15 protein-coding genes are annotated in these 15,684 nt (G+C 71.6%); 5 read left to right on the plus strand and 10 right to left on the minus strand.

Going from position 1 to position 15,684, the window contains the following annotated elements:
- Nucleotides 1-17 precede the first annotated feature (17 nt).
- Nucleotides 18-605: a TMEM165/GDT1 family protein gene (locus tag I2501_RS34300; protein ID WP_196198083.1), complete on the minus strand. Its 588-nt coding sequence runs from the start codon at nt 603-605 to the stop codon at nt 18-20.
- Between the two features lie 341 nt (nt 606-946).
- On the opposite strand from I2501_RS34300, the gene I2501_RS34305 reads away from it, so the two are divergent.
- The 3 genes from I2501_RS34305 to I2501_RS34315 all read left to right on the plus strand — a co-directional run bounded on the left by I2501_RS34305 (nt 947) and on the right by I2501_RS34315 (nt 3,048).
- Entirely contained in the window at nt 947-1,354 is a 408-nt protein-coding gene (locus I2501_RS34305; protein WP_196198084.1) for a hypothetical protein, read from the plus strand.
- 73 nt (nt 1,355-1,427) lie between these two features.
- Entirely contained in the window at nt 1,428-2,420 is a 993-nt protein-coding gene (locus tag I2501_RS34310) for an aldo/keto reductase (protein WP_196198085.1), read from the plus strand.
- 64 nt (nt 2,421-2,484) lie between these two features.
- The gene (locus tag I2501_RS34315; RefSeq protein WP_196198086.1) at nt 2,485-3,048 is read left to right on the plus strand and encodes a DUF1697 domain-containing protein; all 564 of its coding nucleotides are present in this window, start codon (nt 2,485-2,487) and stop codon (nt 3,046-3,048) included.
- 22 nt (nt 3,049-3,070) lie between these two features.
- Here I2501_RS34315 and I2501_RS34320 read toward each other — a convergent pair whose 3' ends face one another.
- The 3 genes from I2501_RS34320 to I2501_RS34330 all read right to left on the minus strand — a co-directional run bounded on the left by I2501_RS34320 (nt 3,071) and on the right by I2501_RS34330 (nt 5,528).
- The gene (locus I2501_RS34320; protein WP_196198087.1) at nt 3,071-3,613 is read right to left on the minus strand and encodes a methylated-DNA--[protein]-cysteine S-methyltransferase; all 543 of its coding nucleotides are present in this window, start codon (nt 3,611-3,613) and stop codon (nt 3,071-3,073) included.
- A 79-nt stretch (nt 3,614-3,692) separates the two neighbouring features.
- Nucleotides 3,693-4,646, minus strand: a complete 954-nt coding sequence (locus I2501_RS34325; RefSeq protein WP_196198088.1) for an ROK family protein — start codon at nt 4,644-4,646, stop codon at nt 3,693-3,695.
- Nucleotides 4,647-4,715: 69 nt separating this feature from the next.
- Nucleotides 4,716-5,528 (minus strand): class I SAM-dependent methyltransferase, encoded by an 813-nt coding sequence (locus I2501_RS34330; RefSeq protein ID WP_196198089.1) that lies wholly within the window; start codon nt 5,526-5,528, stop codon nt 4,716-4,718.
- A gap of 226 nt (nt 5,529-5,754) precedes the next feature.
- Between I2501_RS34330 and I2501_RS34335 the strand changes: the two genes are divergently transcribed.
- Entirely contained in the window at nt 5,755-6,453 is a 699-nt protein-coding gene (locus I2501_RS34335) for an NADPH-dependent F420 reductase (RefSeq protein ID WP_196198090.1), read from the plus strand.
- Between the two features lies 1 nt (nt 6,454).
- Here the strand turns inward: I2501_RS34335 and I2501_RS34340 are convergent, their stop codons facing one another.
- The 6 genes from I2501_RS34340 to I2501_RS34365 are packed head-to-tail and all read right to left on the minus strand — an operon-like array spanning nt 6,455 to nt 14,193.
- Nucleotides 6,455-7,021, minus strand: coding sequence for a PadR family transcriptional regulator (locus I2501_RS34340; protein WP_196198091.1), 567 nt, complete (start codon nt 7,019-7,021; stop codon nt 6,455-6,457).
- Nucleotides 7,022-7,071: 50 nt separating this feature from the next.
- A complete protein-coding gene (locus tag I2501_RS34345; protein ID WP_236047783.1) occupies nt 7,072-8,940 on the minus strand; it encodes an RICIN domain-containing protein in 1,869 nt (622 codons plus the stop codon).
- 18 nt (nt 8,941-8,958) lie between these two features.
- On the minus strand, nt 8,959-11,034 hold the full coding sequence (locus tag I2501_RS34350; protein ID WP_215910229.1) for a hypothetical protein: 2,076 nt from the start codon (nt 11,032-11,034) through the stop codon (nt 8,959-8,961).
- A gap of 11 nt (nt 11,035-11,045) precedes the next feature.
- Nucleotides 11,046-11,966 (minus strand): carbohydrate ABC transporter permease, encoded by a 921-nt coding sequence (locus I2501_RS34355; RefSeq protein ID WP_196198092.1) that lies wholly within the window; start codon nt 11,964-11,966, stop codon nt 11,046-11,048.
- Nucleotides 11,963-12,892, minus strand: coding sequence for a carbohydrate ABC transporter permease (locus I2501_RS34360; RefSeq protein WP_196198093.1), 930 nt, complete (start codon nt 12,890-12,892; stop codon nt 11,963-11,965). Before I2501_RS34360 ends, I2501_RS34355 begins: the two co-directional genes overlap by 4 nt.
- The gene (locus tag I2501_RS34365) at nt 12,889-14,193 is read right to left on the minus strand and encodes an ABC transporter substrate-binding protein (protein WP_196198094.1); all 1,305 of its coding nucleotides are present in this window, start codon (nt 14,191-14,193) and stop codon (nt 12,889-12,891) included. The genes I2501_RS34360 and I2501_RS34365 overlap by 4 nt, the downstream gene beginning before the upstream one ends.
- Nucleotides 14,194-14,385: 192 nt before the next feature.
- Between I2501_RS34365 and I2501_RS34370 the strand changes: the two genes are divergently transcribed.
- A complete protein-coding gene (locus I2501_RS34370) occupies nt 14,386-15,663 on the plus strand; it encodes an ROK family protein (RefSeq protein ID WP_215910230.1) in 1,278 nt (425 codons plus the stop codon).
- The last annotated feature ends 21 nt before the right edge of the window (nt 15,664-15,684 follow it).

The raw sequence follows: 15,684 nt of genomic DNA on the forward strand, positions 1-15,684 counted from the left end.
GAGCCGTGCGCCGGGCGTCAGCCGGTGATCGCCCCGGCGATGCTGATGCCCGCAAGGACCAGCATGATCACCGCGGCGACGCGGGTGATCACGCTCAGCGGGACGTGCTTCATCAGCTTCTGCCCGCCGACGATCGCGAGGCCGCCGACCGCGCAGAGGGCGAGCCAGGAGCCGAGGCCGACGGCGAGCCAGTCGGTGTACTTGGCGGCCAGGTTGGCCGTCATGATCTGGGTCAGGTCGCCGAACTCGGCCAGCGCGACCACCGCGAAGCTCGCGCCCGCGACGCGCCAGAAGCTGTCCGACTTCGGGTCGCGGCCCGAGCCCTCGTCCTCCTCCTCGTCCTTGTGGAGCAGCAGCATCGCCGCGCCCAGCAGGAAGAGGCCGCCGACCACGCCCTCCAGGACGCGGTGCGGCAGCAGCGACAGCAGCCGACCGGCGACCAGGGCCAGGCTGACCTGCACGGCCATCGCCGCAGCCACCCCGGCGAAGACGTAGGAGGCACGGAAGCGGGTGCCGAGCACCAGGCTGGCCAGGGCGGTCTTGTCGGGGAGCTCGGCCAGGAAGATCACGCCGAAGGTGATTCCGGCGATGGCGATGCTGCTCACGGAGAACGTCCTCAGGTTTTGTTCGGCGCCGGGCCTCAGGCCCACGGCTGCGGGGACGCTTCGGCTCGGCAGCACGCATGGACATGACGGGCTGCGGCCGAAGGTCTCGCCGACGCGTCCACCCGCGCGAGCTGCGCGGCGACACGTCCCGGGCGCCGGGCGAGCGGTGAGGCTCGCCAGTATGTCGACGGTCCGGCGGAAGGCTACTCCCCTTCGAACGGGGTCGAGTCTACCTGGAGCGCGCTACGCCGAGGGAACGGCTTGGCCGTGTCGTGCGTCCCAGCCTGTGTAAGGTCTGAATAAGTATCATCGTCGGACTGAAAACTCATCGGGGGAAAACGATGGCTGCCACCACCCACCGCGTCCGCTCCGCCGCCCTCCTCGCCGTCGGCTCGGCCCTGCTGGCGGGATCGGTCCTCGCCGGGACGGGCACCGCCTACGCGAAGTCCGGGGCGTACGTCTCCGCCGGGACCTCGGTGCTGCGGATCGGGCAGAGCGCGCAGGTCACCGCGAGCGGCGGCGACGACTCGGTCCGGTACACCTACCTCTGCCTGGACGAGCGGACCGGCGGAAGCGGTTGGCACGTGCTCGGGTGCGCCTCGCAGCCGTGGCACGCCTACACCCGGTCGGTCCGTGCCACGTCGCGCGGAGCGGAGCAGTTCCGCGCCCGCCTGCTGGCCCGCCGCACCCTGACGGGTCCGCTGTGGGTGGACCGCGTCTCTGGCACGGTCACCGTCCTGGTGCACTGAGCCCGCGCCACCGAAGGACTTCTCGACGCCGGACCTTCTCGACAACGGGGATCTACCGGTGGAGTGTTGGGCCATGGACTACACGTCGCTCGGCCGCACCGGCCTCTCCGTCTCCCGACTGTGCCTGGGCACCATGAACTTCGGCCCGCACACCGAGGAGGCCGACGCGCACCAGATCATGGACAACGCCCTGGACGAGGGCATCAACTTCTTCGACACCGCCAACGTGTACGGCTGGGGCGAGAACAAGGGCCGCACCGAGAGCATCATCGGCAGTTGGTTCGGCAAGGGCGGTGCGCGCCGCGAGCGGACCGTGCTGGCCACCAAGCTCAACGGCGAGATGCCGATCCCCGGTTACGCGGGGAGCGACTGGCCCAACACGAACAAGCTGTCCGCGCTGAACATCCGCCGCGCCTGCGACGCCAGCCTGAAGCGGCTCGGCACGGACTACATCGACGTCTACCAGATGCACCACGTCGACCGGGCCACACCGTGGGACGAGATCTGGCAGGCGATGGAGGTTCTGGTCCAGCAGGGCAAGATCCTCTACGTCGGCAGCAGCAACTTCGCCGGCTGGCACATCGCCACCGCCCAGGGCGCGGCGGCCCGGCGGAACTACCTCGGACTGGTCGCCGAGCAGTCCCTCTACAACCTGATGACCCGCACGGTGGAGCTCGAGGTACTGCCGTCCGCGCAGTACCACGGGCTGGGCGTGATCCCGTGGTCGCCGCTCCAGGGCGGCCTGCTGGGCGGCGTGCTGCGCAAGGCCGCGAACGAGGGCGTACGCGGCGCGGAGCGGCTGGCCCGTCTCGACGAGGCGCAGATCGCGCAGCTCCGGCAGTGGGAGGAGTTCTGCGACAAGCTCGGCGCCGAGCCGGGCACGGTCGCGTTGGCCTGGCTGCTGCACCAGCCCGCCGTGACCGCACCGATCATCGGCCCGCGCACCGACGGCCAGCTCACCACGGCGCTGGCCGCGTTGGAGCTTTCCCTGGACGCGGACGCGCTGGCCGAGCTGGACCGGATCTTCCCCGGCCACAAGCCAGCGCCCGAGGACTACGCCTGGTAGTCGGACCAGGCGGTCCGGGCCCGACAACCCGGCGGGCAGGCATCGCGCCCCCTACGATCGGCGTATGAGCGCGGATCAGATCACGTACGTCGCCTTCCTCCGGGCGGTCAACGTCGGCGGCCGGAAGGTCGAGATGGCCCGGCTCCGGGCCGAGCTGGACGAGCTCGGCCTGGGGCCGTCGCGCACCTACATCGCCAGCGGGAACGCCTTCTTCGCCGCGCCGCGCACCAGCGGGGCGAAGCGGGCGGCGCTGCGCGCGCGGATCGAGGAGCGGTTGCAGGCGGCCTTCGGCTTCGAGATCCCGACCGCCCTCTACACCCTGGACGAGGTCGAGGAAGCGTATGCCGCCGCGCCGTTCGCGGCGATGGGACCCGCCGCCTCCCACGAGCGGTACTCGATGCTCTTCACCACCGGCACCCTCGATCCGTCCGTCCTGCCGCAGGTCGGGGCGCGCGGCGAGTGGGAGGTGATCGGCCTCCACGGCGCGACGGCCTACCTCCACTACCGCGTCGTCGAAGGCCGCGCACCGGGGAACCCGGTGCCTCGCCTGGAGAAGGCGTTCGGCGTCCAGGGCACCGGGCGGTTCCACCACACCGTCGAGAAGATCATCGCCGCCGCCCGGAAGTGACCGCTAGGGCCTGTTGCAGGCCCTAGCTCGGTCCGTCCCAGTCGAGCGTGGGCGGCAGCACGCCCTCCAGCGTGAGCAGCCAGCGCTTCACGTCCATGCCCAGCTCGCCGCCGAAGAAGCCGCCCAACCCGTCGGCCGCGACCACCCGGTGACAGGGCACCAGCAGGAACAGCGGGTTCGACCCCATGATCTGCCCCACCGCCCGGGCGGCGAGGTGTGCCTCCAGCTCGTTCTCGAACGCGCCGCTGCGGGTGGCGAGCTCGCCGTAGGTGACCGTGCGCCCGTAGCCGACCGTGTGCTCCAGCGTCTGCAGCACCTGACGCTGGACCCCCTCCGTCCAGCTCCAGTCCAACGGGAGCGAGAGGGTCCGACGCTCCCCCGCGAAGTACTCCGCGAACCGGGCGGCCACCGTCGTCGCCCGCTCGTCGTCCGCCGGGCACGGCTCACCGGGCAGCTCGTCGTGCCAGAACGACGTGCTGACGACACCGCGGTCGGTCACCGCGACCTGTATCGGCCCGGTGGGCAGCGGCGACTGGACCGAGACCCAGCGGGCGTTCGTCTCCATGCGGACGACTCTAGCGAGGGGGTCCGACAATCCCGGCGGAGCAGGTTTCAGAGCCGGTTCCGGCTGCGACTCAGGCGACTCAGGCAGGGTCCAGGGCCAGGGCCGCCGCGCCGATCAGGCCCGCGTCCGTGCCCAGTTCCGCCGCGCGGACCTGGAGGCCCTGGGTGAAGGGCAGCGCCGCGTAGGTCGTCAGGTGGTGACGCAGCGGCGCGAGCAGCAGCTCGCCGGCGCGGAGGACGCCGCCGCCGAGGACGGCCACGTCCAGCTCGACCAGTGTCGCGGTCGCCGCGATGCCCGCCGCCAGGGCCCGGGCGGCGCGGTCGAAGGCCGCGACGGCGACCGGGTCGCCCGCACGGGCCGACTCCGCCACCGCCGCCGCGTCCACGGCACCGTCGGGGCCGCCAGGGCTGCGCCAGCCGTTGGCCAGCGCCCAGGAGGCGATCGCGGTGCCGCTGGCCACCCGCTCCAGGCAGCCGCGGGAGCCGCACGGGCAGGGCTCGCCCTCGAAGTCGACGGTGATGTGGCCCAGATGACCCGCGTTGCCGGTCGGTCCCGGGTAGACCCTGCCGTCCAGGACCAGGCCCGCGCCGACGCCGGTCGAGACGACCAGGCAGATCGCGTTGGCGTAGCCGCGCGCGGCACCGCGCCAGTGCTCGGCGGCCGTCATGGCGACGGCGTCGCCGCCCAGGACCGTCGGCAGGCCGTCGACCTGCGGCAGTTCGCGGATCCGCGCGACGACGGGGAAGCCGCGCCAGGCCGGGATGTTGACCGGGCTGACCGTCCCGAGCCCGATGTCCACCGGCCCCGCGCTGCCGACGCCGACCGCGGTGACCCCGGCCCACGGCTCGTGCTCCGCCAGCACCGCGACCACCTCGGCAACGGCCGCGAAGACCTCGTCCGGATCGGGGGCCTTGGCCTTGGTCGGACGCTCGATCCGGTGCAGGAGGACGCCGTCCGGGTCCACCAGGCCACCGGCGATCTTGGTGCCGCCGATGTCGATCGCCGCGACGCAGGGCGCAGGGGAAGTGCTCATGGTCAGCGAGTCTGCTGGCCTGCGCCGCATGATGTCCACCCGGGACCCCCTTCGGCCTCAGGCTCAGCCTCAGGCGAGCCGGCCCACGTAGCGGATGCCGTTGGCGCGGATCGTGCCGGCGTCGATGGCCGCCTGCTCCTGCTCGACGGTCACGCCCTCCAGCGCCAGGTGGAAGTAGGGGTCGAACTCCAGCAGCTCGGTCTCGAAGGGTGACGCCTCCAGCGCGTGGAGCAGCGCCTTCCCGGTGAGCAGTCCGGCGTCGTCCGCCCAGCCCTCGATGTACGAGGACCAGTCGCCGCCCGCCTCCTGCCAGCCGTCACGATGCCGGGCCAGCCAGTAGCCCCGCTTCGGTTCCTCGTCCTCGGAGGCCGCCTGCGGCCCGAGCCGCTCGAAGCTCCAGCGCGCGGTCGCCTCGTCGAACCGCTCCCGCGCCCACTCGCGCACGACCAGCCGCCCGCCGGGCTGCATCAGTTCGGCGACGCGCGCCAGCAACGCGTCGATGTCGTCGACGTGGTGGAGGGACAGGCAGGCGACGACGGCCTGGACGGGAACGTCACCGACCCCCGGCTGCCAGTCCTCGAAGCGGACCTGACGGTACGACGGGCCGTCAGGCGCGCTCGGGTCGACGCCGACGGTGTGGTGCCCCTTGGCGTGCAGCAGCGGAACGAACCCGCCGAGCGGACCGCACCCGATCTCCACCACGGCACCCGGCCCCGGCGGGATCTGCTCCTTCACGAACGGCCACAACGCGTCGATCCGCTCCCGGTCCCCCGGCAGCACCGGACGCGGCCCGTCGTGGTGGTGGCGGTGGTCGTGGCCGGTCCCGTGCTGGTGACCGTGCTCGCCGTGACCGTGCCCGTGCTCGCCGTGCTCGTGCGCCATCCGCCACGCCTTCCGTCTCGCGTCCGCTTCGGTCGTTCGTCCGTGCGCGCTCAGCTTGCCACGCGGGCCGCGTGGCGGGACACCGCCGACACTGCCGACACCGAATCATCGGAAGGAACCGTTCCGGCCAGATCGGGGTTGGATGGCGGTTGAGGGAGTGTCGGCCACCGGCCGAGCGCGCCGCTGGTGCGTGTCAACGCCCCTCGCTCCGGAAGGACTTCAGCTCATGCGCTTTGCCGTCCTGGGTACCGGCATCGTCGGTCGCACGCTTGCCGGAAGACTGTCCTCGCTCGGCCACGAGGTCGTGATCGGCACCCGCGACCCGGAGGCGACGCTCGCCCGTCAGGACAAGGACCGGGCCGGGAACCCACCGATCTCCGCGTGGCTCTCGGAGCATCCGCAGGTCCGGCTCCTCCCCTACGCCGAGGTGGGCGCCTTCGCCGACCACGTCGTCAACGCGACCTCCGGCGACGGCACCCTGCCCGCGCTGGAGGCCGTCGGCGCGGCCCACCTGGTCGGGAAGATCATCATCGATGTCGCCAACCCGCTCGACTTCTCCCAGGGCTTCCCGCCCGCGCTCGACCCGGTCAACACCGACAGCCTGGCCGAGCAGATCCAGCGGGCGTTCCCCGAGGCCCGCGTCGTCAAGACGCTCAACACCATGAACACGCTGGTCATGGTCGAGCCGACGCGCGTTCCCGGTCCGCACTCGGTCTTCGTCTCCGGCGACGACGCCGAGGCCAAGAAGACGGTGACCGCGCTGCTGGAGTCCATCGGCTGGCCCGCGGACGAGATCTACGACCTGGGCGACGTCACCACCGCCCGCGGCTCGGAGATGACGTTCGCGCTCTGGGTCCGGCTGTACGGGGCCTTCGGGGACGGGGACTTCAACTTCCACATCCAGCGGGCGCCTCGCTCCGCCTGACCTACTGCTTGCCGTCGGCTTCCCCGGCGTCGCCCAGTTCGGAGACGACGGCGTCGACCTTGGTCAGCCACTCGGTCCAGAACCGCTCCATCTCGATCCCGGCGGTCAGGACCAGGTGCTGCAGCGTGGCCTCGGCGGTCTGCCGGGCCTGGTCGTCGGGGAAGTCGCGGGTCTCCATGATCCGGTAGGCGTCCAGTTGCGCCGCGTGGACCGCGAGGTGGCGTCTGACCTCCGCGCCGACGTCCCCCACGCCGACCATCGCCGCCGCGCGCAGCCGCAGCGCCAGCGGGTCGCGCAGCGGGCGCGGGTCGTCGCTGCGGGAGACCCATGCGGCGAGCTCCTCCCGGCCGTCGGGCAGGACCTCGTACTCCTTGCGGCGGCCCTGCGCCGGCGGTCCTGGAATGGCGCGGATCAGCCCGGCGTCCTCCAGCTTGCCGAGCTCGCGGTAGATCTGCTGGTGGGTGGCGGCCCAGAAGAAGCCGATCGACTTGTCGAAGCGCCGCGTCAGCTCCAACCCGGAGGACGGCTTCTCCAGCAGGGCGGTGAGGATGGCGTGCGGCAGCGACATGGCCCAGAGCCTAGTGCCGCACGCCTCCCCTCACCCGGTGCCCGGCTGCGTCAGCCGATCGCCCGCTGCCGGCACGCGGTGCCCACGGCGGTCATGGTCAGCGTCTGCTGCGCCGCGGTGCGGTTGCCACCGACGGAGTTGCCGGTGGTGTTGGTCCAGTACCGGGCCGGGGTGGTCTCGGCGAGCCCGCCGCCACCGCCGGTTCCGCTGCCGGAGAGGCCGAGGACCAGTCCGCTGTAGCGGTTGACCAGCCGGTACGCGCCGCTCCGACCGGAGACGGGGATGACGAACCACTGCTGGCCGACCGTCGGACCGCTCTTCGCCTCGGCCGTGACCGTCGGACGCGTGCCCCAGGCGCGGCTACTGGTCCTGCCCGAGTTCACGCCGAGCAGCTGACCCGTGGCGGCGTCGGTGATCCGGTAGGAGCCGTCGCCGTTGCTCGCGAACGACCAGTCCGCGAGCGCGGAGCCGGTGGTGGCGGCCGTCGAGGTGGTGGCGCTGCCGCCCGCGACCTGGGTCAGCACCCGACCGTCACCGTTGGCGATGGTGTACGTCTTGGTCGGGTCGAACGGCGAGACGGCCGGGGCCGAGGAGTCCACGGTCTCGTTGGCGTACTCGCCGTCCGAGCTGTGGCAGGCGATGGCGCAGTAGGAGCGGAACGACTTGCCGATGATCGTGGAGCTGGTCAGGTTGGCGCTGTCCAGGAACCATCGGTACCAGGAGCCGGAGGTGTAGGTGCCGGAGTCGCCGATCAGGTACCACTTCTGGGTGGCGAGGTTGTCCGTGGCGTAGTACTGCTGCGGCTCGGTGCCGGACTGCTGCTGTGTCTCGGGCTCGCCGATGTAGAGGCCGAGGTAGGCGTCGTAGGCGATGTTCATCACGACCAGCTTCGACTTGGCCGGCAGCAGTCCGGCCGCGATCTGCTGGTCCACGGTCCCCGGGTTGGCGGGGTTGTAGTCGTTGGCCACCGGCGTCCAGCCGTTGGGGTTGGAGGCGTCCACCGGGACCATGTTGCTCTCCAGGCCGCCCACTCCGGGCTGGGACCAGGAGCCGTCGTACCACTTGCTCCAGGAGCCGGTGGCCATCTTCGCCGAGATCGGCGCGCGGGCGACGTGTGCCAGGTCGCCGGTGCTACCGGGGGTGCCGGCCTTGGGGACGATCCGGGAGCCGTAGTAGACGTAGAAGTAGCCCGAGGCGGTGTCCACGAACAGCCGCGGGTCACCGTCGCCGTAGTCGAAGGTGCCGTTGGGGAAGGCGCTGGTGTCGCCGCGTTGAGTGCTGTAGGGGGAGGTGATCGCGTGGCCCTTGATGGTCCACGTCTTGCCCTGGTTGGTCGAGACGGCGTAGTCGATGGCGTCGTAGTGGGAGAAGGAGTTGGCGCCGAAGGGCTCGGGGGTGAACTCGTTGTGGACCAGCCCGTACCAGTTGCCGGTGTCCGGGTCGACCCAGACGCCCAGCAGGTCGCAGTAGTTGCGCTGGGCGTAGCCGGAACCGGCGGGCGCGTAGGTGGACGTCAGACCGGTCGGGCTGTTGTTGCAGCGCCAGGTGGTGTCGGCGTTGCTGTCCTGGGAGTTGGCGGGGTTGACCGCGTTGTCGAGCTGCTTGTCGGCGGTCGCGGTGCTGAAGTCGGTGCCGTTGTAGAAGCTCCACTGCCGGGGGTCGGTCGCGCCGTAGAGCGAGTCGGACTCCTGGAAGTAGAAGGCCCCGTTCTTGTCGATGTACGGGGACGCCGGGGTGTCGTCGGCGTAGTTGTACGCCCCGGTCGAACCGATGGTGATGGTGTACGTCGCGGCGGACGGGTCGTGGGACGAGCCGTGCGCGGACGCGTCGGCGGCGCCGGCGACGTTGACGCCGACCAGGGCCAGGGCGAGGGCCGCGAGGGCGGCCGGAACCCTTGACGTGCGAGCGGAGCGGAACAAGGGGGACTCCTGTCTCGACTACTCGGTGGGGGCTGCCGCTTCGAGGACCAGCCACGCGCGGTGCGGGAGTTCCTCGGCGGCCCGCGGACCCTGCGGGTCCACGGTGATCGGGGTGGGCCGCGGCTCCGCGAGCGGGAGCAGCAGCGTGGCGTCGACGTGCTGGGCGCCGTTCCGGGGCCAGTCGACGACCGGGCGAGCCGGGTCGGCGCTGCCGTTGGCGATCGCCAACCGCAGTACGCCGTCGGCCGCGCGGATGTGATAGGGCATCAGGTAGGGTCCGCCGCTGACCAGCGGCAGCCGTGGCGCGTCACCCTCCAGGAAGCGGACCGCGCCGTGGACCAGGCGCTGCCCGGCGTCGTCGTACGGCAGCAGCGTGGCGTCGGTCGCCGCCAGGACGACGACGCGTCCGCCGAGGCTGTTGCGGAACGCCGTACGGCCCGCGCCCCACGGCTGTCCGTCCGGAGTGCGGATCTGCGTCCAGACGTCAGCATCCGGCAGCTGGCCCAACCGGGCCAGTGCGGGTTGCATGTTGACGCTGAGCACCTCGCCTCCGGGCAAGTGCTCCTCCGCATACGGCCCCGCGCCCTCCAGGTCCGACTCGCGGTCCACAAGCGCGACCGCCTCAAGGCCCAGCAGCGGGCCGAAGCCGCGCCGCACCAGCGCCTCCGCCGCGACGCCGTCGAGCAGCAGGCCGCCGCGGAGCAGCCTGCTGACCTCCGCGTCGTCGAGGGCCTCGACGAGCTGCCCGAAGACCGCCTGCACGGGCGCATCGGCGGCAGCGGTGACCGGGACGCCGTAGCGGAGCAGCAGGTCTGCGGCCGGGGCGGGGTCGACGGCGAGCGCGTCCAGGGCCGTGGCCGGATCGGCCGCCTGGCGGGCGTCCAGCCGGACGTGCGCGGCGGCGTCCTGCCGGAACGGGATGCCGACGCCGAGCCGGGGCTGGCCGCGGTCGTAGCGCTCGGCCAGCCAGTCCAGCCCGGGACGCGAGCGGCGCAGCAGGTCGGTGACGCGGGGGAAACGGTCCGCGCGGCGGCCGTGCATCGGATGGACGTTGAGCAACACCGCGTCCGATCCGGCCAGTTGGGTGGCGGCCAGCTCGGACCAGGTCTGCGTGTCGGACTTGGACCAGGCGGTGTGCGGCCAGTTCTCGATCTCCGGCGCGCTCTCGACGAAGTCCGGGCGCAGCGACCGCTGCAGCTCCAGCGACCAGAGCTGACGGCTCAACTCCCGTCCGGGGGCGTCGGAGTAGGGCGCGAAGTGCGGACGGTGCGCGGCCCGGCCGGTGCCGCTCGCCAGCGCGTCGAAGAGCGCCCGCCAGTCGCGTCCCTCGACCGAGGCGACGTCCAGGCCGGAGCTCATCAAGCCCAACCGCGCCTGTCCGCCGGAGCGTTGGGCGACCTCCGTCGCCACCGCCCGCGCGACCTCCAGCTGGGCTTCGCGCCAGACCTGTTGCAGCAGCGCCCGCCACGGATGCGGCTCCCCCGGCGCGGTGACGGCCGCGACCAGCTCCTCCCGGCCGACGGCCACGCCCGCACGCTCGGCGAACCGCTCCAGCATCAGCGGCTCGAAGCCGCCGCCCCAGCGCAGCGGCGCGTGGTTGTGGTAGCGGAAGTCGTCCTCCAACCACAGCACCCGGAAGCCGAGTTCGGCGAAGCGGCCGTAGTGTCCGACGATCCACTCCCGCCAGCGCGGGCAGGCGAACGAGGCCTGGGCGGTGGCGGCCTCGCCGTCGGGCGAGACCATGGGAGCGAACCCCAGGCGGTCCAGCCGCCCGCCGCGTCCCCGGTCGGCATGCCCCACGGTCACCCAGGGGTTGAGGCTGACGCTCAGCCCCGCGTCGGCGAGGACCTCCCGGGCCAGCCGGGTCGCGGTCAGCCAGGACTGCTCCTCCGGTCCGGTGAGATGGCCGGGGAACGCCTCCTCGGCGGCGGTCAGCAGCACCACCTCCTCGACGCCCGTCTCCGCGCAGACCTTGGCCAGCGCGGTCGCGTCCGCCGTGACCACGGCGGGGTCGGCGTCGGCGTGGATCTGGAACCGCAGGTGGTAGCGCGCCGAACGACGCGTCGGGTATCGCGCCGGGTCTTGCGCGGGCATGCCGCTTCCCCTCACTTGACGCTCCCGGCCACCAGGCCGGAACGCCAGAACCGTTGCAACGACAGGAACATCACGACGAGCGGGACCACCGACACCGCCGCCGCGGTGATCACCACGTTGAACGGCACCGCGTCGCCGATGCCGCGCTGCGCCTGCCAGCCGACCAGGCCCACGGTGACCGGCTGGAGCCGGTCCGAGGCCAGCATCAGCGCGGGCAGCAGGTAGTTGGACCAGATGGAGACGAACTGGAAGAGGAAGACGGTGACCAGCGCGGGCGACATCAGCCGCAGCGCGATGGTGCCGAAGATCCGCACCTCGCCCGCACCGTCCATCCGTCCGGCCTCGATCAGCTCGTCCGGCACCGAGGCCGCCGCGTAGATCCGGGACAGGTAGACGCCGAACGGGCTGACCACGCTGGGGATGAGGACGGCCCAGTAGGTGTTGACCAGATGAACCGGCGAGAAGAGCAGATAGAGCGGGATCGCCAGCAGCGGCTGGGGCACCAGCACCGCCGCCAGCACCACGTTGAACGCGAACTCCCGCCCCCGGAACGCGTACTTGGCCAGCGCGTACCCGGCGAGCGCGGACACCGCCGTGCTGACCGCCGCGCCGCCGCCCGCGTAGAGGGCGGTGTTGAGCAACCAGCGGACGTAGATGCCGCCCTGGCGGGTGAAGGCGTCGTGCAGGTTGGAGAGCAGTGCGAAGTGACCGCCGAACCAGAAGCCGTTGGTGGTGAAGAGCGCCGAGTTGGTCTTGGTCGCGGAGACCACCAGCCACCACACCGGAGCGAGGAAGTAGACGGACGCCACACCCAGCACGCCCAGGGTCACCCAGCGTCCGGGGTTGGCCGCCGACCGGTCCGCGCGGGTGCGGGATCCGGCCGCGTCGTGGTCCACCGCCGGTCGCTCGACGGGAAGTTGGGAGACGGTCATGACGCCGCCTCCGCCCCGCGCCGCTGGACCAGTTTGAGGAAGCCGAAGGACAGCACGAAGGCCAGCACCGCAAGCAGCACCGACTCCGTGGCCGCATAGCCGAAGTTGTTGTCGTCCACCGCGTTGTAGGCGGCGAAGATCGGCGTGTAGCTGCTGCTCAGGTTGGGCGCGACGTGCTGCAGCACGGCCGGCTCGTTGTAGAGCTGCGCGGTGCCGATGATGGAGAAGACCGTGGTCAGCACCAGCGCCGGGCGGACGATCGGGATCTTGACGTGCCAGGCGATCCGGAACGCGCCGCAGCCGTCCATCCGTGCCGCCTCGCTCAGCTCCGGCGGGATCGCCTGGAGCGCGGAGTAGATGATCAGCATGTTGTAGCCGGTCCAGCCCCAGGTCAGCATGTTGCCGATGGTCGGGGCGAGCATCGCGTTCGAGGTCAGATTGAGATGCAGGCCGAGGGCGTTGCCCGCTGCGGTGATCGGGCTCAGGCCGGGCGCGACGAGGTAGGACCACATCAGCGCGCCGACCACGCCGGGCACCGCGTACGGCAGGAAGAACGCGAGCCGGAAGAACCGCTTGAACAGCGTGGACCGGGCGTCCAGCAGCAGCGCCAGCACCAGCGCGAGCCCGAGCATCACCGGCACCTGCACCACGCCGATCAGCAGCACCCTCAGCAGCGAGGCGCGGAAGTCGGCGTCGTGCAGCGCGTCGACGTAGTTGCCCAGCCCGGCGAAGACCTTCGTCGGCGCGGACAGCCCGAGACCGTCGCGGTGCAGCTTGAACAGGCTCTGGTAGACCGTGTATCCGATCGGCGCCAGGTAGACGACGGCGAAGAGCAGCGCGAACGGCGCCAGGAACGCGGCGGCGGTGCGCACCCGCCGCCGCGCGTGCGGCGCGACGGCCGCCCGGGCAGTGAGGGAGACGCTCATCCGGAGACCGTCATCCCCTGCTGCTTCATCTCCGCGACCGTCTTGCCCTGCACGGTGGCGAGCATGCCGGGGAGGGTCGTGGACCCGGTGCCGCTGGTGCCGAGGCCGTCGGCGAGGTCGGTGGAGGTCTGGGTCATGGTCGGGCCCCAGAGCCAACTGGTGTTGATGTGCGCGGTCTCGTTCTTGAACACGTCGAAGACGACCTGGTTGCCGTAGAACGGATCGGGCTGCGTCAGCGCGGAGTTACCCAGCCCGGCGGTGGCGGCCGGGTAGATGCCGGTGACCTTGATCAGGTTGGTCAGGCTGGACGGGTCGGTGCTCATCCAGGTGGCGAACTCAGCGGCCTCCTTGGGGTGCTGGCAGCCCTTGAGGACCACGGTCGCCGAACCGCCGTCGTTGCCGTAGACGGGATTGGCCGCGTCCCAGACCGGCATCGGCGCGACGGCCCAGTCACCCTTGGTGCCCTGGACGCTGGAGGAGAGGATCGGGGTGTCCCAGACGGCGTTGACGTCGGAGAGGATCTTCCCGGCCGCCATGTCCTTGTAGAGGCTGGGGTCGAAGCTGGGGTCGGTCTTGAGCAGCTTCTTGTCCAGCAGGCCCTGCCAGTACGACGCCACCTTCTGGTTGGCGGCGCTGTCGATGTTCACCTGCCACGAGCCGCCGCCGGTCCCGAACCACGGCGCGCCCGCCTGCCAGGCCAGGCCCGCGTAGTTGTACGCGTCGTTGCCGAAGTCCCCGAGGTAGACGGTGGGATCGGCGGCGTGCACCTTGGCCGCGTCGGCGGCGTACTCGGCCCAGGTCGCGGGCGGCTGCGTGATGCCGTACTTGGCGAACAGGTCCTTGCGGTAGATCAACGCCATCGGCGCGATGTCGACGGGCGCGCCGAAGGTCTTCCCCTCGATGGTCACCTGGTTCCAGGTCCACGGCGCGAACTGGCTCTGCGCCGGGGCCATGTACTGCGTGACGTCCATCAGCGCACCGGCGGCGGCGAAGCTGGGCATGGTCTCGTAGCCGACCATCCCGAGGCAGGGCGCGTTGCCCGCCTGAGCCGCCGTCAGCATCTTGGTGTAGCCGCCCTTGGCGCCGGACGGGATCTTGTCGAAGCTGACCTGGATGTCCGGGTGCGTCTTGTTCCACAGCGCGACGGAGGTGTCGTAACCAGGCGCCCAGCCCCAGAAGTCGAGCTTCACCGGCCCGGAAGGGCTTGAACCGCTGGTGCTGCCTCCGTTGGTGCTGGTGCTGGTGCCGGAGGATCCACAACCGGCCAGCACGGTGACGGCTGTTGCCACTGCGATGGCCACGGATATCTGGCGACTTCTCATCCGACTGTCTCCCCTGGGTCGTTGCGTTGGGTCGTTGCGTTGGGCGGTGTGCGACTGACGCTCTTGCGTTGAGGTGGATTAGTTAAAGTAGGATCAGAATTAATTGAGCCACTGTCAACACCCGCGCCGAACTTCTTGCCGGGGTCGAACCGTGAGAGGTAGGGAGGATCCGTGAAGGCAGACCTGCGCGGCAGCGCGGCCCACCAGCTGGTGATGACCGGCCCGTCCAAGCCCAGCGACCGGGCGTCGATCCGGCGCACCAACCTCGGCCTGGTGCTGCGCCTGCTCCGCGACTCCGGCCCCCGCTCCCGCGCCCGGATCGCCGCGGACACCGGCCTGCCCCGGCCCACCATCACCAACCTGATAGCCGAACTCGTCGAGTTGGGTCTGGTCGAGGAGGGCGAGTCGGAGCGCGACGGCTCGGTGGGCCGTCCCGGCCTCTCCGTGGCCATCGACGGACGGTCGATCTGCGGCGTCGGCCTGGAGATCAACGTCGACTACCTGGCCGCCGTCGCACTGACCCTGCGCGGGGACGTGGTTTTCGAGCGCCGGATCGCCGTCGACGTCCGCGCGGCGGGCGCGGAGGCGGTGCTCGACGCGGCCGCCGCGCTGATCCGCGAGGCGGACGCGGCGGTCGCCGCGCAGGGCGCGCGGATCGTCGGCGCGGCGCTGGCCGCCCCCGGCAACGTGGACATCACCACCGGCACGGTCGCCTTCGCCAGCAACATCGACTGGCGCGACATCCCCGCGCTGGACGCGCTCCGCGCCCGACTCGGCCGCGACGCGCCGCCGCTGCGGCTGGAGAACGACGCCAAGCTGGGCGCGGTCGCCGAGTACCTGGTCGCCTCGGCGTCCGACATCCACGACCTGATCTACGTCACCGGCGAGACCGGCGTCGGCGGCGGCATCATCACCGGCGGCCAACTCATGCGCGGCGCCCGCGGATTCGCGGGCGAGATCGGCCACATGCCGCTCGCCCCCGGCCCTGACGGCCACCCCTGCGCCTGCGGCCGCCGCGGCTGCTGGGAGACCATGGTCGGCCTCGGCGCGCTGCTCCGCCACGCCGCTGACGCGGACGACCCGGTCCACGACCCGTCACTGGATGTCGAGTCCCGGCTCGCCGATCTACGCTCCCGCGCGGACGCCGGCGACGAACGGACGCTGGCCGCGCTGGCACGCGTCGCGGAGGACCTGAGCGTGGGGCTGGCGCTGCTGGTCGACGTCCTCAATCCGCGCGCGGTGGTTCTGGGCGGCTACTTCGCGGTCTTCGCGGAGTACCTGCTGGGCCCTGTGCGCGAGGGTGTCGCGCGGCGGGTCATGGCGGCGGACTCGGGCGGCTGCGAGGTCCTGCCGTCCACCCTCGGCTTCACCGCTCCGGCGCGGGGCGGTGCGTTTCTCGCTCTCGACGCGGTGTACCAGGACCCGAGCGGGGTCGCTGCGCGGCCATGAGGTAGTTGCACCTCTGGGGGC

The sequence above is a fragment of the Streptacidiphilus fuscans genome (genome assembly GCF_015690355.1).
In the GTDB taxonomy this organism is placed as follows: domain Bacteria; phylum Actinomycetota; class Actinomycetes; order Streptomycetales; family Streptomycetaceae; genus Streptacidiphilus; species Streptacidiphilus fuscans.

Coding starts and splice junctions, on each gene's coding strand:
- I2501_RS34305 (WP_196198084.1), top strand. CDS start 947: ATGGCTGCCACCACCCACCGCGTCCGCTCCGCCGCCCTCCTCGCCGTC.
- I2501_RS34310 (WP_196198085.1), top strand. CDS start 1,428: ATGGACTACACGTCGCTCGGCCGCACCGGCCTCTCCGTCTCCCGACTG.
- I2501_RS34315 (WP_196198086.1), top strand. CDS start 2,485: ATGAGCGCGGATCAGATCACGTACGTCGCCTTCCTCCGGGCGGTCAAC.
- I2501_RS34320 (WP_196198087.1), bottom strand. CDS start 3,613: ATGGAGACGAACGCCCGCTGGGTCTCGGTCCAGTCGCCGCTGCCCACC.
- I2501_RS34325 (WP_196198088.1), bottom strand. CDS start 4,646: ATGAGCACTTCCCCTGCGCCCTGCGTCGCGGCGATCGACATCGGCGGC.
- I2501_RS34330 (WP_196198089.1), bottom strand. CDS start 5,528: ATGGCGCACGAGCACGGCGAGCACGGGCACGGTCACGGCGAGCACGGT.
- I2501_RS34335 (WP_196198090.1), top strand. CDS start 5,755: ATGCGCTTTGCCGTCCTGGGTACCGGCATCGTCGGTCGCACGCTTGCC.
- I2501_RS34340 (WP_196198091.1), bottom strand. CDS start 7,021: ATGTCGCTGCCGCACGCCATCCTCACCGCCCTGCTGGAGAAGCCGTCC.
- I2501_RS34350 (WP_215910229.1), bottom strand. CDS start 11,034: ATGCCCGCGCAAGACCCGGCGCGATACCCGACGCGTCGTTCGGCGCGC.
- I2501_RS34355 (WP_196198092.1), bottom strand. CDS start 11,966: ATGACCGTCTCCCAACTTCCCGTCGAGCGACCGGCGGTGGACCACGAC.
- I2501_RS34360 (WP_196198093.1), bottom strand. CDS start 12,892: ATGAGCGTCTCCCTCACTGCCCGGGCGGCCGTCGCGCCGCACGCGCGG.